Annotated in this window: 14 protein-coding genes and 1 pseudogene; 3 read left to right on the plus strand and 12 right to left on the minus strand. The window is 70.2% G+C overall.

The genetic code is table 11. The annotated features are described in order from the left end of the window. Window positions 1–204 (plus strand): annotated as a pseudogene (locus RT97_RS30400) (alpha/beta hydrolase); the annotation flags it as partial. Window positions 205–328: 124 nt separating this feature from the next. Here RT97_RS30400 and RT97_RS30405 read toward each other — a convergent pair. Further along, window positions 329–3,202, minus strand: coding sequence for an ATP-binding protein (locus tag RT97_RS30405; RefSeq protein WP_042582660.1), 2,874 nt, complete (start codon window positions 3,200–3,202; stop codon window positions 329–331). 318 nt (window positions 3,203–3,520) lie between these two features. Between RT97_RS30405 and RT97_RS33320 the strand changes: the two genes are divergently transcribed. Continuing rightward, a complete protein-coding gene (locus RT97_RS33320) occupies window positions 3,521–3,661 on the plus strand; it encodes a hypothetical protein (protein ID WP_155403944.1) in 141 nt (46 codons plus the stop codon). Between the two features lie 45 nt (window positions 3,662–3,706). Here RT97_RS33320 and RT97_RS33325 read toward each other — a convergent pair whose 3' ends face one another. The 5 genes from RT97_RS33325 to RT97_RS30425 all read right to left on the minus strand — a co-directional run bounded on the left by RT97_RS33325 (window position 3,707) and on the right by RT97_RS30425 (window position 11,558). Further along, a complete protein-coding gene (locus RT97_RS33325; RefSeq protein WP_155403945.1) occupies window positions 3,707–3,868 on the minus strand; it encodes a hypothetical protein in 162 nt (53 codons plus the stop codon). After that, window positions 3,865–4,944, minus strand: coding sequence for a sensor histidine kinase (locus RT97_RS30410; protein WP_080898486.1), 1,080 nt, complete (start codon window positions 4,942–4,944; stop codon window positions 3,865–3,867). The genes RT97_RS33325 and RT97_RS30410 overlap by 4 nt, the downstream gene beginning before the upstream one ends. A gap of 151 nt (window positions 4,945–5,095) precedes the next feature. Further along, the gene (locus RT97_RS30415) at window positions 5,096–5,473 is read right to left on the minus strand and encodes a response regulator transcription factor (protein ID WP_042582593.1); all 378 of its coding nucleotides are present in this window, start codon (window positions 5,471–5,473) and stop codon (window positions 5,096–5,098) included. 134 nt (window positions 5,474–5,607) lie between these two features. Continuing rightward, window positions 5,608–6,309, minus strand: a complete 702-nt coding sequence (locus RT97_RS30420; RefSeq protein ID WP_253278349.1) for a response regulator transcription factor — start codon at window positions 6,307–6,309, stop codon at window positions 5,608–5,610. A gap of 44 nt (window positions 6,310–6,353) precedes the next feature. Then, window positions 6,354–11,558: a trifunctional serine/threonine-protein kinase/ATP-binding protein/sensor histidine kinase gene (locus RT97_RS30425; protein WP_080898489.1), complete on the minus strand. Its 5,205-nt coding sequence runs from the start codon at window positions 11,556–11,558 to the stop codon at window positions 6,354–6,356. A gap of 386 nt (window positions 11,559–11,944) precedes the next feature. Between RT97_RS30425 and RT97_RS30430 the strand changes: the two genes are divergently transcribed. Next, entirely contained in the window at window positions 11,945–12,769 is an 825-nt protein-coding gene (locus tag RT97_RS30430) for an alpha/beta fold hydrolase (RefSeq protein ID WP_042582595.1), read from the plus strand. Between the two features lie 34 nt (window positions 12,770–12,803). Here RT97_RS30430 and RT97_RS30435 read toward each other — a convergent pair whose 3' ends face one another. The 6 genes from RT97_RS30435 to RT97_RS30460 form a co-directional block, all read right to left on the minus strand. Further along, window positions 12,804–14,015 carry a DUF1501 domain-containing protein gene (locus RT97_RS30435; protein WP_042582596.1) on the minus strand — a complete coding sequence of 404 codons (1,212 nt, stop codon included), beginning with the start codon at window positions 14,013–14,015 and terminating at the stop codon, window positions 12,804–12,806. Between the two features lie 155 nt (window positions 14,016–14,170). Beyond that, window positions 14,171–15,733: a DUF1800 domain-containing protein gene (locus RT97_RS30440; protein ID WP_253278350.1), complete on the minus strand. Its 1,563-nt coding sequence runs from the start codon at window positions 15,731–15,733 to the stop codon at window positions 14,171–14,173. Window positions 15,734–15,854: 121 nt separating this feature from the next. Then, window positions 15,855–16,538, minus strand: a complete 684-nt coding sequence (locus tag RT97_RS30445; RefSeq protein ID WP_437184115.1) for a DsbA family oxidoreductase — start codon at window positions 16,536–16,538, stop codon at window positions 15,855–15,857. Between the two features lie 60 nt (window positions 16,539–16,598). Beyond that, on the minus strand, window positions 16,599–18,008 hold the full coding sequence (locus tag RT97_RS30450) for an MFS transporter (protein WP_042582598.1): 1,410 nt from the start codon (window positions 18,006–18,008) through the stop codon (window positions 16,599–16,601). A 69-nt stretch (window positions 18,009–18,077) separates the two neighbouring features. Further along, the gene (locus RT97_RS30455; RefSeq protein WP_042582599.1) at window positions 18,078–19,952 is read right to left on the minus strand and encodes a bifunctional sugar phosphate isomerase/epimerase/4-hydroxyphenylpyruvate dioxygenase family protein; all 1,875 of its coding nucleotides are present in this window, start codon (window positions 19,950–19,952) and stop codon (window positions 18,078–18,080) included. A gap of 133 nt (window positions 19,953–20,085) precedes the next feature. Beyond that, window positions 20,086–20,853 (minus strand): alpha/beta fold hydrolase, encoded by a 768-nt coding sequence (locus RT97_RS30460; RefSeq protein WP_042582600.1) that lies wholly within the window; start codon window positions 20,851–20,853, stop codon window positions 20,086–20,088. Window positions 20,854–20,866: the final 13 nt, after the last annotated feature.

A 20,866-nucleotide genomic window follows, 5' to 3' on the forward strand; every position in this document is an offset into this window, starting at 1 on the left:
GCCAAGGCCCCGGTGATCGGCGTGCCGACCATCACGCTCGAAGGCGACGCCAACGGCGCGCCGCACCCCGAACCCAGCGCCTACGCGAAGAAGTTCTCGGGGCGTTACGAGCACCGGCTGGTCAGCGGCGGCATCGGCCACAACCTGCCGCAGGAAGCACCGCAGGCATTCGCCAAGGCCGTGATCGACGTGGCACGCGGCTGAGCGGCCGGGGCCGCAAGGCGGCCCTGAGGCGAAGCCACGGTGGCGATGAAAACGGTGGGCGTTGCCGGCCTCATCGCGCCTTGGATCAGCGCCGCGGGCAGCATCTGCAGCCGCGACCCGAGGCCTAGGCGGCCGGCTCGCCCAGCAAGCGTCCGGCCTCCTGCAGGTCCGCCGTCGTGAAGCCTTCGGTGTAATGCGCGAGAACGCCCTCCAGCAGGTCTCGACCCTCGCGCGCGCGGCCGGCGGTTTCCCACAGGCGCGCCAGGTCCATCGCGACGCGCAGCTCCCAGGAACGCGCGCCCTGCTGCCGGCTGACTTCGAGCGCCTCGCGCAACGAGTCCTCGGCCTCGATCGCGCGCGGCAGCACGGCGCCCGACAAGGCGCGCGCCTTCACGCGAAGGAGTTCCGGCAGGTTGTAGAGATCGCCCTTGGCGTGCACGAGCGCGAGCGTGTCGTTCATCAACTCCAGCGCATCGTCGTGCCGGCCGATGGCGTTCAGGCCCTCGGCAAGCGTGATGTTGAACGAGGTGGTGAGCAGTTCGTAGCGTGACTCGCGCAGCTCGATCAGCGCCCCCTGGATCGCCTGCACGCCGCGCGCCGCATCGCCGCGCTTGACGGCAAGCTCGCCCTTCACGCCGCGGCCCACCGCCAGGTAGGGCGTGAGCGAATGGGATTCCGCAAAGGCGATGAACCGGTCGATGTCCTGCTCGGCCTGCGCCAGGTCGCCGACCCACATGTACACCGACACCGCCCATATCAGCGCAATGCACAGCGTGACCGGATGGTTCAGCTGGCGGGCTTCCTCGACGGCGCGCTGCGCCACGACGACGGCCTGCGAGGGATTCCCCTGCAGCCACAGGGTCCGGGCCAGCGCGATGCATGCGCGGTTGTGGAAATCGAAGCCCGAGTAGATGCTGCTGCGCTGCTGCGACACGCCGGCGCCGGCGATCGCGGCTTCCAGGAAATGGCGCGCGCGCGGCTGGTCTCCCACCAGGTGATGGCACAGGCCCACCAGCGAATGCGCGGTCGCCTGCGCTGTCGGGTCGTCGATGGACGCGGCCACCGCGGCGCAGCGCCGGGCATGGCCGAGCGATTCGACGAAGTCGCCGATGCGCTCGTGAAAGATCTGCAGCCGCCCCAGCAGCTCGACCTGGCTGCGCGCATCGCCGAGTTCCTCGGCCACCTGCAGGCTGCGTTCGAGTGCCTGGCGCACTTCGTCGCTGTGGCCGCGCGTGAACATCTGCGAGAGGCCGACGGCAGCCTGCAGATGCATTTCCGCGGCGCTGCCCCGCGTGGCGGCCGTCAGCTCGCCGAGCGCGCGCTTGGACCAGTCGTGGCACTCGGCAAGCAGCGACATCGCCATGAACGCCGGCACCGCGGCGAGCGCCAGCGACACGCCCAGGTCCCTGGCATCGGCGCGCTCGAAGCACCACGCGAGCGCCGCGCGCACGTTCCCCAGGTCCGCGAGATCCGAGGCGCGCGCGGTGTCGCGCGAAAAGGCATCGTCCTTGTGGGCCATCTGTTCCAGCCGCTGCCGGAAGTAGATCGCGTGGCGCCGCGCGGCCGCGTCGGCCAGGTCCGTGGCGGCCTTCGACTGCGCATACGCGCGCGTGCTCTCGAGCAGCCGGTACTGGGTCTGGGTCGCGGATCGCCGGATGGACAGCAGCGACTTCTCCGCGAGGCTCGCGATGGCATCGACCACCTGCGCCTGGGTCAGGTCTTCCGCCGCCGCCACCTCGCGGGCGGCCTCCAGCGAGAAGTGCCCCACGAAGACCGACAACCGGCACAGCACCGCGCGCTCCGGCGTGTCCAGGAGTTCGTAGCTCCAGTCGAGCGTGGCCTGCAGCGTCTGGTGGCGGGGCTGCGCCGTGCGTTGCCCCAGCCACGACAGCGCCAGGCGCTCGTCCAGCAGCGCTGCGGTCTGGTGCAGCCCGTAGGCGGCCACGCGCCGGGCCGCAAGCTCGATGGCAAGCGCGACGCCGTCGAGCTTTCTGCAGATGTTCGCGATGACCGGCGCATCGTCGTCGCTCAGTGCCGTCATCGCGCCGCTGGCGCCGGCCCGGTCGACGAACAGGCGCGTGGCGGGATACAGGAGGATGTCGCGCGCGGCCAGCCCGGGCTGGTCGGGCGGCGTGGCCAACGGATCGAGCAGGTGGATGTGCTCGCGCTGCACACGCAGCGCCTCGCGGCTCGTGGCCAGGATGTGGATGCGGGGCGCCGCCTGGAAGATGCGTCCGGCCAGCGATGCTGCCGCCGCGATCACATGCTCGCAGTTGTCCAGGATCAGGAGCATCCGCCGCTCGCGCAGGTAGGCGACGAGGCTGGGCACCGGATCGGCCGAGCGCACCGACAGGCCCAGCATCGATGCGATCGCGCTCGGCACGAGCGCGGGGTCCGTCAGCATCGAGAAGTCCACGAACACGACGGCGCCGTCGAAGTCGTCCAGCAGGTCCTGCCCGGTGCGGATCGCAACGGTCGTCTTGCCCACGCCGCCCGAGCCGACGATGGTGACGAACCGTTCCTTGAGCAACTGCGCCGCGATCGCGGCCAGGTCGTTGGCGCGGCCGAGCAGTTCGAGCGGCTGCGCGGGAAGGCCGGGTTCGACCGCGCTCGCGACCGGCGGAATGTCGGCGGCGTGCTGCGCCCCGGGGGCCGCGGCGCCCTTGGTGATGCGCGCGACGAAGCAGTAGCCGCGCCCGACGACGTTCGACAGGTAGCGCGCGCCGTCCTGCCCGTCGTCCAGCGCCTGCCGCAGCATCGTGATCTGGTAGCGCAGGCTCCCGTCGGACACGACCATGCCGGGCCAGGCCTTGGCCATGAGCTCCTGCTTGCTGACGATCGCATTGGCCTTGGCGACGAGCGCCAGAAGCACATCCATCGCGCGCCCGCCCAGATCCACCGGCAACCCGTCGCGCTCCAGAAGCCGCTGCGCAACGCGCAGCGTGAAGGGCCCGAAGGAGAGGGTGTCGGCGGTCTCGAAGAAGCTGTCGTCGCTCATGACGGATCGGAAGATCGGATAGATCGGGAATGCGGCGTGCCGCACGGCGGAGGAATCGAACAGGCACGCCACGCAGGCCCCGGCGGGCCGCATCGTTCGTCGAACGGAGCCGGCCCCCGGCGCGCGAGCGGACGGGAGCATAACCGAGGGCCTCCGGCGCGCGGCACGCCATGGCCCCGCCGCTTCGGGCGATTTTGTATGGCCGTGTATCGGCCCGCACCCTGGCTACTTGCCCATGCGAATCGGGCGATTCCTCACACATGCCGGATACATCCGCCCGATTCAATCGAGGGGTCCCAGATTCATCGAGACACCCACATGAGCGAACCCAACCCATCCCATCCCTCTCCCGCCGCCACCGGCGCCTTGGCCACGCTGGGCGCCACGCCGGCATCGGCGGAGACCGTCGCCGACACGCTGAGCAACGGCAAAAAGGCCCGCATAGGCGGGCCTTTTTAGGGGGCGATCGGCATCCTCGATGAACTTCGTCGTCCCGCAGCCAGATCAAGGGAAAGGCTTGAACGCCGGGACTGCGGCCTGCGCGTAGCGTGCGCTGCCCGCACTGCGCACCGCCCTGCCCGTGCCCTCGGCCTTCACCACGCCGGGTGTCGCGAAGCCCATCGCGCCGAAGCGGATGCACTGCTCTCGGCGCCGGGTCGACGTCATGCGACGACCAGCGGCAGCGTGAGCCTCGCCTCGAGCCCGCCGCAGCGGCGGTTCTGCAGCTGCAGATCGCCCTGCATCGAGCGCGCGAGGCGCCGCGCGATCGCCAGCCCCAGGCCCGAGCCGGGCTTGCCTTCGTGGCTGCCCTGCTGCGCGCGGACCCACGGCGCGAACACCGCATCCATCTGCGCCGGCCGGATGCCCGGCCCCGAATCCACCACGGCCAGCACCAGGCTCGTCGCATCGATGCGGGCGCAGATGCGCACGTCGCTGCCGTAGCGCAGCGCGTTGTCGACCAGGTTGGAGAGCACGCGGCGCAGTGCGAGCGGACAGGCCATCACCGGCCGTCCGATGCGGCCGTCGAGCGCGACCGCGCGGCCCGCGTCACGGTAGTCCCGCATCAGGTTGCCCAACAGGCCGTCGGCATCGATGCGCTGCAGCGGCTCGGCCACGCTGCGCTGCATGCGCGCGCTGGCGACGCTGGCCTCCACCAGCTCGCGCATCTGCAGGAGATCGCGCTCCATGGCTTCTCGAAGCGCCTCGTCCTCCAGCATTTCGCAGCGCAGCCCCATGCGGGTCAGCGGCGTGCGCAGGTCGTGCGCGTAGGCGGCCTGCACGTCCAGGTGCTCGGCGTCGCGCCCGGCCTGACGGCTGCGGACGGCATTGATCGCGCGTGCCAGCCGACCGATGGCGCGCGGCCCGTTCTCTGCAAGCTCGGGCAGGCGGGCGTCGCCGGCGTTGCGCTCCATCGCGCGTGCCAGGCGGGCCGCGCCGGCGCGCAGCTCCATCGCCTCGAGCCAGAAGAAGACCGCGAGCAGCAGGAGCCCGACGAGCACGCACACGCCGACGATCCACAGCAGGCCTTCGTCGAGCGGGCAGGCCAGCGGCGCGAGTGGCGCAAGTGATGCAGCCTGCGCGCTCTGCCCGAGCGAGGCGACCGCGATCGCGCGCGCCGCGATCGACGCGATGCCGCGGGAACCACGGCTCGGTGCAACGCGATCCGCATCGGCCCCGGCAGGCGCTGCGCATTCGCGCGTCGCAAGGAAGGGGCTGGCGGACCTGGGGGGCTTCTTCGTCATCTGCTTTTCTCCTGTCGCCGACGCATGTGCCGGCATGGGAGCGATGACATCACGCGGGATGGGCCGCACACCATCGCATCAGCGTTTGCCGCACCCCTACGAAGGTTTGCCCCTGCCATGCGCTGGCGTGGCGCGGCGCGCGCCGGACGCCTCAGCCCAGGGCGAGCGCGCGGCCGATCCAGGCCTCGAGTTCGGCGGCGTCGATCGGTTTCTCGATCAGGCACAGCGCCGGGCTGGCCTGCAGGCGCTCGCGCGTGCGCGCCGTGGCGAAGGCGCTGATGAAGAGCGTGGGTATGCGCAGGCCCTCGCGCTGCAGCCGCTCGAGCAGGTCGATGCCGTCCATGGCCGGCATCTGGATGTCGCAGACCAGGCAGCGCGTTCGCCCCGGCGCGTCGGAGGCGAGGAAGTCGACGGCCGACTCGAACGCACGCGCCTCCCAACCGAACGAGCGCACGAGACTGCTCGTTGCGGCGCGCACGAAGGGATCGTCGTCGACGATGCAAACGAGTTCGATGGCTGACAGGGACAAGAAGGGATCCCGTTCTCTACCGGGGGGTCTCGGGTGATGAAGGCGCGGGACCATTCCCGCGATTGCACAGGATTGCAGGATAGCGGCGCCCGCGCGCGGCGCCATCATCCCTAGGTATGCCGGGCGGCGCGGCCTCAGCGCGTGGCCTCCACGACACCGAGCGCCTCCATCTTGCGCACCAGCTGCGCGACCGAGCGGGCGTTCATCTTGCGCATCGCCTGGCCCCGGTGGATCTTCGCGGTGATCTCGGCGATGCCCATGCGGTCGGCGATCTGCTTGTTCATGAGGCCGCCGGCCACGTGCTGCACCACCTCGCGCTCGCGCGGCGTGAGCGACTCCCAGCAGGTGCGCGCCGCCTGCAGCAGGTGCGCGGCCTCCAGCCGGCGGGCATCGCGGTCCAGCGCAGCGATGACCGCATCGATCATGTCCTGGTCGCGAAAAGGCTTGGCCAGGAAGTCCACGGCGCCCGCCTTCATCGCCTTCACGGTCATGGCGATGTCGCCGTGGCCGGTCATGAACACGATGGGCATGTGCGGCTGGCCGAGATCGACCAGTGCCTGCTGGAAGGCCAGGCCGCTCTGGCCGCGCAGGCGCACGTCCAGCACCAGGCAGGAGGGCCCGCCGGTGCGCGGCGCGTCGAGGAATTCCTCGGTCGTGGCGAAGGCATGCACCGCCAGGTCGATGGAGCGCAGCAGGCTGCACAGCGCATCGCGCACCAGCTCGTCGTCGTCGACGATGAACACGCAACGCCCGGGCTGGGCGTCCGGCGCGGCGACCGGCGGCGCGCTGCGCACCGGCCTGGGAAATGGCGTTGGAAGGGGCATCGGAGTGGACATGGAAGTCGGGGCCTTTTCTGATGGCATGCGATGAGAGGCGCTGCTCATTGCTCAGGGGCCGCGCCGTTCGACGCAGGCGTCGCTCGCCGCAGGCTGAAGACGGCGCGCGCGCCTGCGGTCTCGCGCTGCGACAGCGTGAGCGTTCCGCCGTGGGCATCGAGGATCGACTTGCAGATCGCCAGCCCCATCCCCATGCCGTTGGCCTTGGTGGTGAACAGGGGCTTGAGCAGGTGCTGCGCCGCCTCGGGGCCGATGCCGGGGCCGACGTCGTCCACGACGATGCGCACCTCGCGCGCCTCGATCTCGCAGGCCATGCGCAGCGGCCGCGGGCCGTGTGCAAGCGTGGCCATGGATTCGGCCGCGTTCATCAGCAGATTGACGGCCACCTGCTGCAGCTGCACGCGGTCGCCGTGCACGGGAACCGCCGCATCCAGGCCCTGCGTTTCGAGCGTCACGCCCAGGGTGTCGAGCGCGCCGGCCACCAGCGTCGCCGCTTCGCGCAGGGCTTCGCCCAGGTCGAATGCCGCGAACTGCGGCTCCGCGTTGCGCGCCTTGGCGCGAAGGCCCTGGATGATGGTGCGGGCGCGCAGCGCGCTCTTGCTGATGTGGGTGAGCATCTCGCGGGCCTCGCCGATGTCGGGCGGGCTGCGGTCGAGCCAGCGCAGCGCGGCGCTGGCCGAGGTGTCGACCGCCGCGATCGGCTGGCCGACCTCGTGCACGATGGAAGCCACCAGCTCGCCCATCGCCTTCAGGCGCGTGGCGCGCTCCAGCTCGGTGAGCGTGCTGCGCAGTTGCTCCTCGGCATGCGCGCGCTGGTGGTTCTGGTCGATCAGCTCCTCGTACAGCCGCGCGTTCTCCAGCGCGAAGGCCGCCTGCGAGGCGATCACCTCCAGCACCTCGGCCTTGGCGGGCGTGAACACATGGGAGGCCAGGTTGTTCTCCATGTAGAGCGCGCCGATGAGCGTGGCATGGCGCATCAGCGGCACGCACAGGATCGAGCGCGGACGCTGGCGGCGGATGTAGTCGTCCTGCGCGAACGAGGTGCTCTCGCGCGCATCGTCCACCACGATGTGCTGCTGCGTGCGCGCGACGGCCTGCACGATGGAGACCGGCAGCGTCCCCGCATCGAACGCGGCGCCCGCCTGCGAGAGCGTGATGGCGCCTTCGGCCACCCGCGCCTGCGCCCTCACCTGCCAGGTGTCATGCCGCAGCAGCACCAGCGTGCCGAGCTCGGCGCCGGCGTTCTCCAGGGCGGTGCGAAGCAGCGTCTCGACCAGGCGGGCCGGAACGATCTCGCTGGCCAGCGCCGTCGAGATGCGCAGCACGGCCTGCGCGTCGAGCGACTGCATGCGCCGCGTGTTCGGTACCGGGTCCTCGATCTCGAAAAGCCCCGGATGCGCGGCCTGCAACTGGCGAGCCTTGGCCACCGCACCCCAGCGCTGCCACGCACCGCGTGCATGGCGAAGGTTGCCGTGCGCGGACAGATCGTCGCCCCGGCTGGCATGAAATGCAGCGGCGCGCTCGGCCGCCAGCGCCTCGACCTGGGTGAAGCCGTGGCGCCGCGCGTGCGACACCGCCCGCGCGTAGGCCTCCACCGCCGCCAGCGGATCGCCGTCGATGCGGCACATCTCCGCCCACACCAGCTGGTAGCGCGCCAGGAAGTTCGCCGGGCAGGCCTGCACCCAGGTCCGCAGCTGGTAAACGTCGCGCTGGAGCGCCGCCTGCTGCGAGGCATCGCGCTCGGGCAGCGCGAGCAACGCCAGCGCGCCATAGAACGGCAGGTCGCCGCTCTCGGCGAAGGTGCGGCCCGAGGCCGCGCAGGCCTCGGCCCTGCGGCGCGCCTCGATGGCCTCGGCGAGCCTGCCGCCGAGCAGCGCCGCCTGCAGCCTGTGCACCCAGTAGGCGAAGTCCACGAGCGTTGCGGGCTCGCCCTCCTGCGGCGTGCGCGGCTGCGCGTCCGGGTCGCCCTCGGTGCCGTCCTGCAGCTGCGCGAGCAGCACTTTCTGCGCCAGCAGCGCATCGATCACGAGCTGGAAGTTCGCGTCGCGCGCGAGGGCCAGGCCGCGCTCGACCGTGTCGCGCACGTCGCCCAGGTATTCCCCGGCGAAGAGCATGCCCCTGGCCTGGTTCGGGCCGCAGTACAGCGCGAAGGTGTGGTCGTCGCTCGCCACGGCCGCGTCGTAGGCGCGCCGGATGTAGTCGCGCGCCGCGCGTGCCGGCTGGCTCCACGGAACCATCATGGTGCCGAAGGACATGTAGACCCGGCCGCGATAGCGCGAGAGGCCGCGCTCGTCGACCAGGTGCAGCGCGAGCGCGCCGAACTCCCGGGCGGCGGCGTAGTCGCCGTAGCGCACGCCGAAGACCTGCGTCATGCAGACATAGCCGTCCGCCGAGGCATCGGCGTGGCCCTGCGCGATGGCAAGGCCGATCATCCGCATCAGGATGAAGTCGACCAGGTTCTGGTCGGTGTAGAGCGCCGGCGGAATCAGGTCGGCAAAGATGTCGGTGATCGCGCGGCGCAGCGGGTCGGCCACGATGGGCAACTGCCGCAAGGCGCCGATGCCGTGGCGATCGATCCATGCCTGCAGCGTGGCGTGCTCGCGGTCGACGGCGGCATCGTCCGGGCGCCGGGGCATGTCGATGCCCGACTTGCGCAGGAACGCGAGGCCCACGTCCAGCGCGCGGTCGAAGGCGCCGAGCGTGGTGTAGAGCGCCGCCCGCAGTCGCGCCAGATCGGCGCCGAAGATGCCGTCGCCCGCCACCTCCTCCAGCGCCGCGAGGCGCGCCTCGGCGGCTTCGAGCGAGCCCGTCATGAACTCGGCCTCGCCGCACAGCGCGCGCGCGGCCAGGCCGTCGTCGCTGCAATCGTCCTCGCCGAGGAAGGCGAGCGCGGCGCGGAAGAAGCCGAGCGCCGAATGGTGGGCGGTCGCGGCCTTCGCCTGGCGGCCGGCCTCCAGGTTGAGCCGCGCGAAATCGCGCCGCTCCTGCGGCGACTCGACGGCCAGGCGGGCGAGGCTGGCCTGCGCGGCGAGCGAGAACACCTGCGCCGGGTCGCCCGCGTGCAGGAGCTGCCGCCGCACGATCCGCAGGTGCATGCGCGGGCGCTCCTGCGGCGGGATCGACCGATAGGCCGCCTCGCGGATGCGGTCGTGCCGGAACACCCAGTCGTTGCCGTCGCGCAGGATGCTGCCGGCGTCGCGCGCATCGTCCAAGGAGGCTTGCAGGCGCCGGGCCGCATCGGTGCCGGCTTTCACGTCCATCGCGAGCGCTAGCGCGCCGTCGGACGCGCGGTGCCCGAGGCACGCCATCAGGCGCAGCAAGGCCTGCGTCGACACAGCCAGCTGCTCGAAGCGGCGGGCCATGAGCTCGCCCACGCTGCCGACGCCCGGGTGCGACACCAGCGCTTCGAGGCTCCACCGCCACGAGGCGGATTCCGCGTCGTAGGCCAGCAGGCCGTCGCCTGCCAGCAGGTGCAGCAGGTGCCGCGCGAAGAGCGGGTTGCGCTCCGTCTTGCGGCCGATGACCTCGGCCAGCTCGCCGATGGCGCTCTCGTCCTGCTGCAGCGTCAGCGCGATCATCTGGCGGAGCGCGGCGTCGTCCAGCGGGCCGAGTTCGATGCGAACGGCCTCGGGCACTTCGGCCAGGCGGCCCGCGCGCAGCGGATGCTCCGCGGACACTTCGTTGTCGCGGAAAGTGCCCACCAGCAGCAGCGCCACATCGTCGTGCTGGAACAGCAGGCGCTCGAGCACCTGCAGCGTCTCAACGTCGGCCCACTGCAGGTCGTCCAGCAGCAGCACGAGCGGCCGCGCGGGCGTCGCGAAGCAGGCGACCAGCCGCGCCATGCCCTGCAGCACGCGCTCGCGTTCGAGCGCCGGCGCCGCGTCAGGCGCATCGACAGGCGCAGCCTGCACCGGCAGGCCCACGATGACGCCCAGGGCCGGCAACAGCGCGGCCAGCGTCCGCTCCACGGGTTTCGCCGCGCTGGCGATGCGGTGGCGCCAGACCGCGAATTCGTCGTCCGCGCAACCGAGCACGTGCTGCAGCAGCGGCTCCAGCGCCTCCACCAGCAGCGCATAGGGCTTGCCCCGGCGCCCCTCTTCGCTCTTGGCCGTGGCCAGCAGCGGCGCGCCCGATGGCTGCACGCGCGCCATCGCCTCGCGCAGCAGCGTCGACTTGCCGATGCCGGACGGACCCGTGACCCAGGCCGCGCGCGAGCGGGCGCTCTCTGCGACGGTCCGATAGAGCGCGAGCAGCGTCTGCAGTTCGGCGTCGCGCCCCAGCACGCAGTCTGCCCCGCGGGGCGTGCTCAGGGCCGAATAGACATCGAGCGCGAAGGGCGCGATGCGGCCGTGCTGGCGCAGCTGGGTGTCGCAGCGGCGCAGGTCCGCGAGCACGCAAGCGGCATCCGAGTAGCGTTGTGCCGGTGCTTTTTCGAGCAGCTTCATGACCAGCAGCGAGAGTTGCGGCGCAACGCCTTCCACGACTTCGGCGGGCGCACGGGCGGTCTGCGTCGCGTGCGCATGAACGCGCGCAGCGGCATCCGCCCCCGGGAACGGAAGCCTGCCCACCAGCAGTTCGTAGAGGATGCAGCCGAGCGCGTAGAGGTCGGCGCGCGCATCCACGCGCAGGTTCATGCGGGCGCCCAGTTCCGGCGCCATGTAGTTGAAGCTGTCCTCGTCCCAGGTCAGCTGATCGTCGTTCGCGGCCTTGTCTTCGGCGGATGCGAGCGCAGCGTCCGTGTTGGTGATGGCATGACCGAAGCCGGTCAGGCGCGCGCGGCCGTCGTCGCCCAGCAGGAAGCGATCCGGCGTGAGCGCGCGGTGCAGCACGCCGGCCGCGTGCATCTGGCCGACGGCGGCGGTCAGGCGCAGCGCGAGCGCGATGAAGGCGCCGGCATCGGCGCCGGGCGCCGCGCTTCGGCGGAGCGTCTCGCCGCCGGGGTCCTTCAGGATCAGCAGGAAGCCGTCGCCGTGCGGCACGAACGCGACCGGCACCGCCGCCCATTCGTCGCCCAGCGCATGGCGAAACTCGTACTCGCGTTGAAGCAGCGCGGCGGTGGCCGGCGCGGCCTGGCCGCGACCGGCCACCAGCGACGCAGCCGCGCCGTGGCCGAGTGCGCGATCCAGGCGCGGCGTGCCGGTGCTCAGTTCGCGAAAGTCCCGGTATCGCCGCGCCGGCGTGCCATCCGCGACGACGCGAGCCTCTGGCGAGGCTGCCGGTTCATGTCCGATGAGTTCCTGGTGTTGCATGGGTGTGGGCCTCTTGCGGCTGGCCGGCCTGCGCTTCGCGGCCTGGGCCTGGAGCGTGGGCGCGGTCGGGTTGCCGCCGTTCTTTTTTCTCCCCGTCCGCGAACACTTTCGTCCGCAGGCAGCCATTGGAACGCCGCGCGTCGCGAGATAGGCGCCGGAGGCGTTGGCTGGTGTTAGGCGTTGTTAGGCGCCGCGGTGCGCGCGCTGGAAAACGGGCGCATCGCTGCGTTTTCGGCCCGGCCGCTTGAAAAGTAATGTCGCTGCGCGGCCCCTGGACACACAGGCATACAGAAGCGGTCGGGCGTTCCTCGCATCGCTCATAGATTCATTGCCATCGGCCCGCGCCGATCTTGTTTTCCCCCTGATCAACCCAAGGAAAAATCGTCATGAAGAAGTTCTCTCGCCGCCTCGCCGCGACCCTGATGGCCCACACGCTCGGCGCCGCCGCGCTGGTACCCCTGCACTCGCTCGCACAGCCGGTGGATGCCGCGGCGTCCGCCAAGCCCACGGTCGTGCTCGTGCACGGTGCCTTCGCCGATTCGTCGAGCTGGGACGCCGTGGTCCAGCGCCTGCAGGCGCGGCACTATGCGGTGATCGCGGCGGCGAATCCGCTGCGCGGCCCGGCATTCGACGCGGCGTACGTCGCCGGCATCGTCGATGCGGTCAAGGGCCCGGTGGTGCTCGTCGGGCACTCGTACGGCGGCTCGGTGATCTCTTCCGCCGCGAGCGGCAAGGCCAACGTCAAGGCGCTGGTCTACGTGGCCGCGTTCGCGCCCGACGCCGGCGAGACGGCCCTGGGCCTGACGGGCAAGTTCCCCGGCAGCACGCTCGGCCCGACGCTCGCGCCCGCGGTGCCGCTGCCCGACGGCGGCAAGGACCTGTACATCCAGCAGGACAAGTTCCCCGCGCAGTTCGCCGCCGACGTTCCGCTCGCCAAGGCGCGCCTGATGGCCGTGGGCCAGCGGCCCATCGCCGAAGCTGCGCTGAATGAAGCCTCGCAGGCGCCGGCCTGGAAATCGGTGCCGTCCTGGTTCATCTATGGCGACCGCGACAAGAACATTCCACCGGCGGCCATCGCCTTCATGGCCGAGCGTGCCCACGCGAAGAAAGCGGTGGTGGTCAAGGGCGCCTCGCACGTCGTGATGACCTCGCAGCCCGAGGCGGTCGCCAGGCTGATCGCCGAGGCGGCAGGAGCGACGGCGGCGAACTGAGTTGCGGCACCGGGGTGCCACGGCGCCCGGGCTGCTAGACCAACCGCAGATCCCGCGGCGCCACGCCCTCGAACACGCGCCCCAGCTGCGCAGGCGACAACCCGTACATCCGCTGGAACAGCCCCCCGAACACCGCCCGGTATTCATTGAGCACCGGGTAGTCGCGGTTCTGGAACAGCGTGGCCTGCGTCAGCGCCTGCTGCTCGCCGACGATGCGCCCGCCGGCCTCGGCCGAGAGGCCGCCGCCGAGCACCCAGTACACGGTGCCGTGCCCGTGGTCGGTGCCGCGGTTGCCGTTCTCGCGAAAGGTGCGGCCGAACTCGCTGATGACGACCACCACGGTCTGTCGCCAGGCGTCGTCGCCCATCTCCTGTGCGAAGCCGGCGACGCCCCGGCCCAGCTCCTCGAAACGGTTGGCGAGGTAGCCGGTGCCGGCGCCCTGCCCCACGTGCGTGTCCCAGCCGCCGACGTCGACGAAGCCGAGGTCGAAGCGGTCGCGCATCAGCACGGCCATGCGGCGCGCGACGAGCTCGAAGCCCTTGGCGGTCATCGCGTTGCGGCTGGCCGCGTCCATCTCGGCCTGCACCGCGCGCATGACCTCGTCGCGCACCTGGAAGCCCTCGGCCACGGGCTGCGCGAGCGGCGTGTTGCGGTACATGGACGCGATGATCTGGCTCTGACGCGCGTCGATGCCCGAACGCGCATTGCCCGCGAGCGCCATGTTGGCCGCCTTGGCGTCGCCGCGCAGCGCGATGGGCAGCTGGTCGGTGAAGGCAATGGGCGACACGTCGGTGATCGGCCCGCCGCCGAGCACGCCCGCCAGGCGGTTGAGAAAGCCAGAGCGGTAGTCGCGCCGCTTGTCGAGCGCCTGGCCGAGCTCGATGGAATCCTGCGTTTCGAAGTGGCTGCGCGTCAAGTCGTCGGTGCCCGCGAAGGCGATGAACGATGCCTGCTTCTGCTGGAAGAGCGGCATCACGCTCTGCGCGAGCGCGGTGTGCAGGCCCCAGTCGGCGTCGAGCGGCAACGCGCCGCCGGGCTGGCCCGGCCGCGCGATGGCGATGTTGGGGCGCGAGGCGTAGTAGAAATCGCTGGCGGTCGGCACCAGCAGATTGGCGCAGTCGTAGGCGCCGCGCAGGAACACGACGAGCAGCTTGGCGCCTTCGGCGGACGGTGCGGCGATCAATTGGCCGGCAGCGCCCGCCATCGGCGCGGCGGCAATCAGTTTCAGGAGTTCTCGACGTTGCATCACATGCGTCCTTCTTTATGCCTTGCGCCTTCCCCCTCGGGGGGAAGGTTGGGACGGGGGCGCGACGGGGTCCGATCCGTCACTGCGCTTCATCGAACGCCGCTTGCCCCCACCCCTGCCCTCCCCCAGAGGGAGAGGGAGAAAAATCAATCAACTCATCGGCGCATCAGCTCGGGCGATGCGAGCAGGAAGGTGTTCCACTCCTGCGGGTTCTTCGCCTGCGCGAGCGCCCCGCGCGTGTCGGCGCTCAAGCCTGCCTGCATCGCACGAACCGCGTGCGACTCGGCCAGTTGCGGAAATGCGGGCTTCTCCAGCGGCGCCTTGTCGTCGGCGCGGAACAGCACCGCCCCGTTCGCCCCGATGGCCCGCGCGATCTCGAAGCGCGTGTTCATCTGGCCGGCGCTCGCCCACGCGGCCTCGTTCAGCGGATAGCCGTCGGGCGTCTCGTGCCCATACAGCGGCTCGCCCATGCGGTTGATCCAGTTGAGCATCGGGTTGACGTTGAGCGCCACGCGGTCGTCGTAGGCGAGCCGCACGCCGGCCATCACGTAGTGCACCGGGTCGCGGAACTTGCGGCCGAGCGAGGCGGCGAATTCAGGTGACTCGAACAGTGCTTTCAGCGTGACGGCGATGTCGCCGTCGCTGCGCGCGAAAGCCGAAGCCATGCGGTCGATCAACGCGTGCGGTGGCTCGTCGGCGACGAAGTACACCGCGAGCTTGCGCGAGATGAAGCGCGCGGTGGCCGGCGCGCGTGCGAGCCGGTCGAGCGCCTCGTCGGCTTCGGCGAGGCCGCGTGCCTGGACCGGCTGGCCCAGCAGTGTCTTCGGCCCGTAGTCGTGCCGGTTCGGGTTGAACTCGAAGAGCCCCCTGCGCACATAGTCCGCGCGCACCGCGGGCCGGATGTTCGGCACCGCATCGGCCGGCTGCAGGCTCACGCCCACGCCGGTGAGCACGCGCGCGAGTTCCTGCACGTCGGCCTGCGAATAGCCGCCGCCGACGCCCAGCGTGTGCAGCTCCATCAGCTCGCGCGCGTAGTTCTCGTTGATGCGGTTGGCGGCGTTCTGCGCGTTGTCCAGGTAGCGCAGCATCGCGGGGTGATGCAACGTGGCGCCGAGCAGCTCGCGGAACCTGCCGAGTGCGTGCGGGCGGATCGCGTTCTCTTCGTAGTCGCCGACGAGCGCGCGGATGTTGTCCTTGCGCAGGTTGACGTTGAAGTGGTTCATCCAGAACCAGGTCATCTGTTCCTGCAGCTGATTGGGCGAATACAGCGCCCGCAGCACGAAGCGCTGCTGCGCCTCGCGCGCAAGCCGCGTCAGCTCCTGCTGGTAGGCCTGGCGCGCGGCCTTCTTCTGTTCTTCGTCGGGCAGCGCATCGGCCGCCTTGCGCTGGGCATCCAGGCCCATCGCGAGCTGGTCGAGCGGCGTGCGCGATATCGTCATCGCATCGATCTGCGCCTGTGCGGCCGGGGGCAATGGTTGGGGCCGGGGCTTGAGTTGCCGCCCCATCCATCGTGCAAGGCCGGCCTTTGCGAGCTCGGCCTGGCTGCTGGCGTTCGCGCCCCAGGTCACGCGGTCGAGCCATTGCAATTGCGTCGCCGGGCTGCCGGCCGCGGCGTCCGGAACAGAGAGCGGCGGTGCGTCGGATCGCAGCCCGCTCGTCGTGCAGGCCGCCAGGACCAAGGCGGCCGACACCATGCAGAGACGGCCGAGATGCAGCATGGGACTCATCATGAACCGATCAACCCGCACCGGGTCGATGCGGTTGACGGCAGCCCGCCGCCGGGCAGGTAAAGCTCGTGGTCAGCTTCGTTTCAAGCCGAAACGAAAGCCAAGGGCCACGTCAGGCGCTGACGACCCGGCTCGGCTCCGCGCCAGCGATCTGCTTGAGGGCGCGCTCGAACACTTCGACCGGCTGGCCGCCGGAGATGAGGTGCTGGTCGTTGATGATGATCGCGGGCACCGAGTGGATGCCCGCATCGGTGTACATGCGCTCGCGCTCGCGGGTCTCGGCGGCGTACTCGTCGCTGTTCAAGATCTCGCGCGCCCGCGCCGCATCGAGCCCCGCCTCGGTCGCCGCGCGCACCAGCACCTCGGGGTCCGAGGGGTTCTGGCTGTCGGTGAAGTAGGCCTTGAGCAGCAGCTTCTTGAGCGCCGCCTGCTTGGCCGGGCTCTCCAGTTCGGCCCAGTGCAGGAGCCGGTGTGCGTTGAAGGTGTTGTAGACGCGCGGCCGGCCCGCGGGGTTGAACTCGAAGCCGACGGCCGCGCCGCGCTGGCGGATCATCTCGCGGGATTGGGCCTGCTGCTCACGAGAAGAGCCGTACTTCTCGTTCAGGTGCTCGAAGGTGTCCTGCCCTTCGGGCGGCATCTGCGGGTTCAGCTCGAAGGGCTGGAAGTGCAGTTCGGCGGTGACCTCCGGTGCCACCCGCTTGAGCGCCGCCTCGAGCGAACTCAGGCCAACGGCGCACCAGGGGCAAGACACATCGGAGACGAAATCGATCTTGAGGTGGGAAGAAGAGGTGGTCATGGGCGCCATTCTTCATGGCGCCTCAACCCTTGGTGCGCGAAAGGTTTTCCGTGTGACGGCTCAGGCCGCGGCCTTGGCCAGGCGGGCATCCGACAGCGTCTGCTCGCGCAGGCGGTCGTACTCGCCCTTCTCCACCGGCACCGCATTGGGGTCGCCCAGGTCGCGCATGTGGATGCGGTAGGTCTCCCGTGCGCTCATGGCGGCCAGCGCCGCGAGGACCGTCACGGTAAAGGTGATCGCGCCCACGGTGAGCCACACGTTGGTCGAGCCCGGAGGCGCCACGGCAGCGAACAGCGCGGGCAAGAGCGCGGTGAACGTGGTGCCGATGTTCTGCGAGATGGCCATGGCCGAGACGCGGTTGCGGGTGCGGAACAGCTCCGGATAGAAGCTCGGGAAGGTCGCGTTGTAGCCCTGGTACACGATGCCCCACATCAGGAGCGACATGCAGATCGCGAGCGGCACGTTCTTGATGCTGATCGCATACAGGTACACGAACGACAGCAGCCCCGAGGCCAGCGCGCCGATGACGATCGGGGGCTTGCGGCCGATGCGGTCCGACAGGTTGCCCACGAACGGAATCACCAGCACCGCAAGGATGTTGCCCAGCACGGGGATCCACAGGTACACGTCTTTCTGGAAGCCGATGCCGTAGGCCGCCTGCACCGCGTAGGCGGCACCGAACACGGTGGCCACCACCGGAATCACGTTCATGAGCGCCATGCACACCACGCGCAGCATGTCGGCCCAGCTGTCGGTGAAGGCTTGCACGATGGGCGACTTCGCCACTTCGCCCTTCTTGTCGACTTCGGCGAACGCGGGGGTCTCGTCGACCTCGCGGCGGATGATGTAGCCGGCCACGATGACCAGGAAGCTCAGCAGGAACGGAATGCGCCAACCCCACGAATTGAAGGCTTCCTCGGGCATGTAGTGCGCGAGCGGCAGGAACACGGCGGCCGCCAGGATCTGACCGGCCTGCACGCCCTGCAGCGTGAAGCTCGCAAAGAAGCCGCGGCGCCCGAAGGGTGCGTGCTCCAGGATCATCGAGCTCGCGCCCGAGATCTCTCCCGCCACCGCGAAGCCCTGGACGAGCCGCAGGATCACCAGCAGCGTCGGGGCCAGCAGGCCGACCTGGTCATACGTGGGCAACAGGCCCACGGCCACGGTCGAGAAGCCCATGAGGAACATGCACAGCACGAGCACCTGCTTGCGCCCGTGCGTGTCGCCCCAGTGGCCGAGCACGAAGGCGCCGATGGGCCGTGCGACGTAGCCCACGCCGTAGGTCGCGAGCGACGCGATGATCGCCGTCTTGGGGTCGCCCTTCGGAAAGAAGATCTGCGGAAAGATCAGCGCCGCCGCGGTGGCGTAGATGAAGAAGTCGTAGTACTCCAGCGCCGAGCCGATCCAGCCGCTTGCCGCGGCTTTCTTCGACTGGTGCCTGCCTTGCGGCTCTTTGGCGGATGTGTTGGCCATGGGTTTGTCTCCAGTGGTGATGCAGTGGGATGCGGTGGGATGCAGTGATGCGTTTATGCGTGCGAAGAATCAGTCCTGCGCTTGCGAAGCCATGCGCGCGGGTGCGTTGAGGGCGCCGTACGCGTCATACGCGCCGACGCGCTGCGCGACCTCGAAGAAGAGGCCTCCCTCGAAGCTCTCGGTGTAGATGTGCAGGTAGTCGCCGGCCGGCGAGCGGTCGAACAGCACGCCCGCCGCACGCATGCGCGCAAGCAGTTCGGGCGCGAGGTCGATGCGCGTGGCCAGGTCGTCGTAGTAGTTGTCGGAAATCGGCACGAAGCGCGTGCCGTTGGCGCGCAGCCTCGCGGCGGCCTCGAAGATGTCGTCGCAACGCAGGGCGATGTGGTGCACCGCGCCGCCACCCGTCACGCTCAGCGTGCGCGCGGTGCGGGTGCGCTGGCTCAGCGACACGTTGAGCACGAGGCGCACGCTGCGCCCGGCATTGGCGACGCCGCGGCTGCGGATGAGGCCGAAGGGGTCGGCGAGTTCGAGGCTTTCGCCGGCCTCCAGGCCGAGCACGGCGCGTGTGAAGAGCACCCAGGTGTCGAGCTGGTCCACCGCGAGCCCAAGGGCCACGTGGTCGATCTGCGCGAGGCCCGCGTCGTTGGCTTCGGGCGCCTCGTCTTCGAGGATGAAGTCCGCCTCGTACAGGCCGTTGGCCCCCAGCGCCTCGGGCACGAAGTGAATGAGATTGCCGCCCGGTGCAACGACCGCCGGCACGCGCAGTTCGTTGGGCCCGACGGGGCTGTCGTGGCGCTTGGAGCGCATCGCGGTCGCGCGCCCCACCGCCGCGAGCGGATCGGCGCAGCGCACGCCCAGCGCGCAGACCGAGGTGCCGTGCGCCTCGAAGCGGCCGCGCGCGAAGGAGTCGGGCTGCGCATTCACGATGAAGTTGATCTCGCCCTGCCGGTACAGCGTCACGGCCTTGGAGCGGTGCCGGCCGATGCGTCGAAAGCCCAACTGCCGCACGAGCGTGTCGAGCGTGAGCGCCGAGGCTTCGTCGGCCGCGAACTCGATGAACGAGAGGCCCGAGAGCGCGGCCACCGGCGGCGGGTTGAAGAGTTCCACGCGCTGCGGCTGCACGGCGGCCAGCCGCTGGCGCGCCTCGCTCTCCAGGTACAGCAGCGAGCGCATCGCATCGACGGCGGTGCGGCGGTTCGGCGTCTCGCGAAAGATGTCGTTGAAGATCTCCAGCGACAGCGGTCCGGTGTAGCCGGTGCGCAGCACCTGCTCGAAGAAGCCGACCACGTCGAAATCGCCCTGCCCCGGAAACGAGCGGTGATGGCGCGCCCACTGCAGCACATCCATCGCGAGCAGCGGCGCATCGGCCATCTGCAGAAAGAAGATCTTCTCGCCGGGAATGTCGGCGATGCCCGCCGGGTCGTCCTTCAGCGACAGCGTATGGAAGCTGTCCAGGATCAGCCCCAGGTGCGGGTGATCGGCCTGCTTCACGATGTTCCAGGCCTGCCCGTAGAGCGAGGTGTGCCGGCCCCAGGCCAGCGCCTCGAAGCCCACGCGCAGGTTGCGGCGCGCGGCGCGCTCGGCCAGTTCGTGCAACTGCGCGGCGGCCCGCGCAGGGTCGTCGATGGACAGCGGCGAGGTGTTCGAGCAGCACAGCATCATCGGCGCGCCCATCGCCTCCATCAGGTCGAACTTGCGCTCGGCGCGCTCCAGGCTGCGCAGGAACTGCGCCTCGGGCATGCCTTCGAAATCGCGGAACGGCTGGTAGAGGTCGATCGACAGGCCCAGGTCTGCGACGATGCCGCGCAACTCGGTGGCCGTGCCCTTGAAGTTGATGAAGTCGGCCTCGAACAGCTCGATGCCGTCGAATCCGGCAGCCGCGATGGCTTCGAGCTTCTGGCGAAGGGTGCCGCTGAGCGACACCGTGGCGATGGAGCGATGCATGGGGTGGACTTTAGGAACCCTGGCCCCGCGCCACAATCTATTCGAACCGTGTCTGATCGATTATCGAACGCTCTCGTTCATTAATCGCACGAAATACGGGATACACCTAGGTCCGCAGCCACCGCGCAGAAGCTCAAAGACTGCGCCAGAAATCGATCAGCAGTTGCGCGAAATCTTCCGGGCGCTCCACCGCGCTCAGGTGGGCTGCGTCGATGGTGGCCAGGCGCGCGCCGGGAATGGCGGCCGCCATGGCCTCGGACATCGCCATCGGCGTGGCCTCGTCCTGTAGCCCGCCGATCACCAGCGTGGGCACGGCGATGCGGTGGTTGCTCTCACGGAAGTCGATGGCCGCGACCGCGTTGCAGCTCTCGATGTAGCCCTGCGCGTCGGTCGCGACCAGCATGTCGTGCAGCGATTTCGCCGCCGCCGCGCCTTCGTACGTGGCCGCGAACGAAGGCGTGAGCCAGCGCGAAACCGCGCCGGGCGCGATGGCGGCCACGCCCTTGGCGTTGACGGTCTCGGCGCGCGCGCGCCACGGTGCCTGGTCGGGGTAATGGGCGGAGGAGTTCGCGATCACCACGGTCCTGAGCAGCTCGGGGTGCCGCACCGCGAGCGCCTCTGCGGTCATGCCGCCCATCGAGAGGCCGACGAAGTGCACGGGCTCGCCGCCCGCCTCGCGCTGGATGAGCTCGGCCGCGTCCTGCGCAAGCGTTTCCACGCGCAGCGGGCCGGGCACCACCTCGGAGCCGCCGTGGTTGCGGTGGTCGTAGCGGATCACCGTGTGGGCGCGCGCGAGCTGCGCGGCCACGCCGTCCCACATGCGCAGGTTGCAGCCCAGCGCATGGCTGAGGACGACGAAGGGGCCTTCGCCCTCGCGAACGACATTCAGGCGGGTGGTCATGGTGCGGTTTCCT

Origin of the sequence: Variovorax paradoxus, from assembly GCF_000834655.1 — a bacterium.
GTDB classification, from domain to species: domain Bacteria; phylum Pseudomonadota; class Gammaproteobacteria; order Burkholderiales; family Burkholderiaceae_C; genus Variovorax; species Variovorax paradoxus_F.

Bases quoted from the DNA above. Each gene is read 5' to 3' on its own strand.
- RT97_RS30405 (WP_042582660.1), bottom strand. From the start codon at position 3,202: ATGAGCGACGACAGCTTCTTCGAGACCGCCGACACCCTCTCCTTCGGG.
- RT97_RS30430 (WP_042582595.1), top strand. From the start codon at position 11,945: ATGAAGAAGTTCTCTCGCCGCCTCGCCGCGACCCTGATGGCCCACACG.
- RT97_RS30420 (WP_253278349.1), bottom strand. From the start codon at position 6,309: ATGTCCACTCCGATGCCCCTTCCAACGCCATTTCCCAGGCCGGTGCGC.
- RT97_RS33320 (WP_155403944.1), top strand. From the start codon at position 3,521: ATGAGCGAACCCAACCCATCCCATCCCTCTCCCGCCGCCACCGGCGCC.
- RT97_RS30410 (WP_080898486.1), bottom strand. From the start codon at position 4,944: ATGACGAAGAAGCCCCCCAGGTCCGCCAGCCCCTTCCTTGCGACGCGC.
- RT97_RS30460 (WP_042582600.1), bottom strand. From the start codon at position 20,853: ATGACCACCCGCCTGAATGTCGTTCGCGAGGGCGAAGGCCCCTTCGTC.
- RT97_RS30450 (WP_042582598.1), bottom strand. From the start codon at position 18,008: ATGGCCAACACATCCGCCAAAGAGCCGCAAGGCAGGCACCAGTCGAAG.
- RT97_RS30445 (WP_437184115.1), bottom strand. From the start codon at position 16,538: ATGACCACCTCTTCTTCCCACCTCAAGATCGATTTCGTCTCCGATGTG.
- RT97_RS33325 (WP_155403945.1), bottom strand. From the start codon at position 3,868: ATGACGTCGACCCGGCGCCGAGAGCAGTGCATCCGCTTCGGCGCGATG.
- RT97_RS30435 (WP_042582596.1), bottom strand. From the start codon at position 14,015: ATGCAACGTCGAGAACTCCTGAAACTGATTGCCGCCGCGCCGATGGCG.
- RT97_RS30455 (WP_042582599.1), bottom strand. From the start codon at position 19,952: ATGCATCGCTCCATCGCCACGGTGTCGCTCAGCGGCACCCTTCGCCAG.
- RT97_RS30425 (WP_080898489.1), bottom strand. From the start codon at position 11,558: ATGCAACACCAGGAACTCATCGGACATGAACCGGCAGCCTCGCCAGAG.
- RT97_RS30440 (WP_253278350.1), bottom strand. From the start codon at position 15,733: ATGCTGCATCTCGGCCGTCTCTGCATGGTGTCGGCCGCCTTGGTCCTG.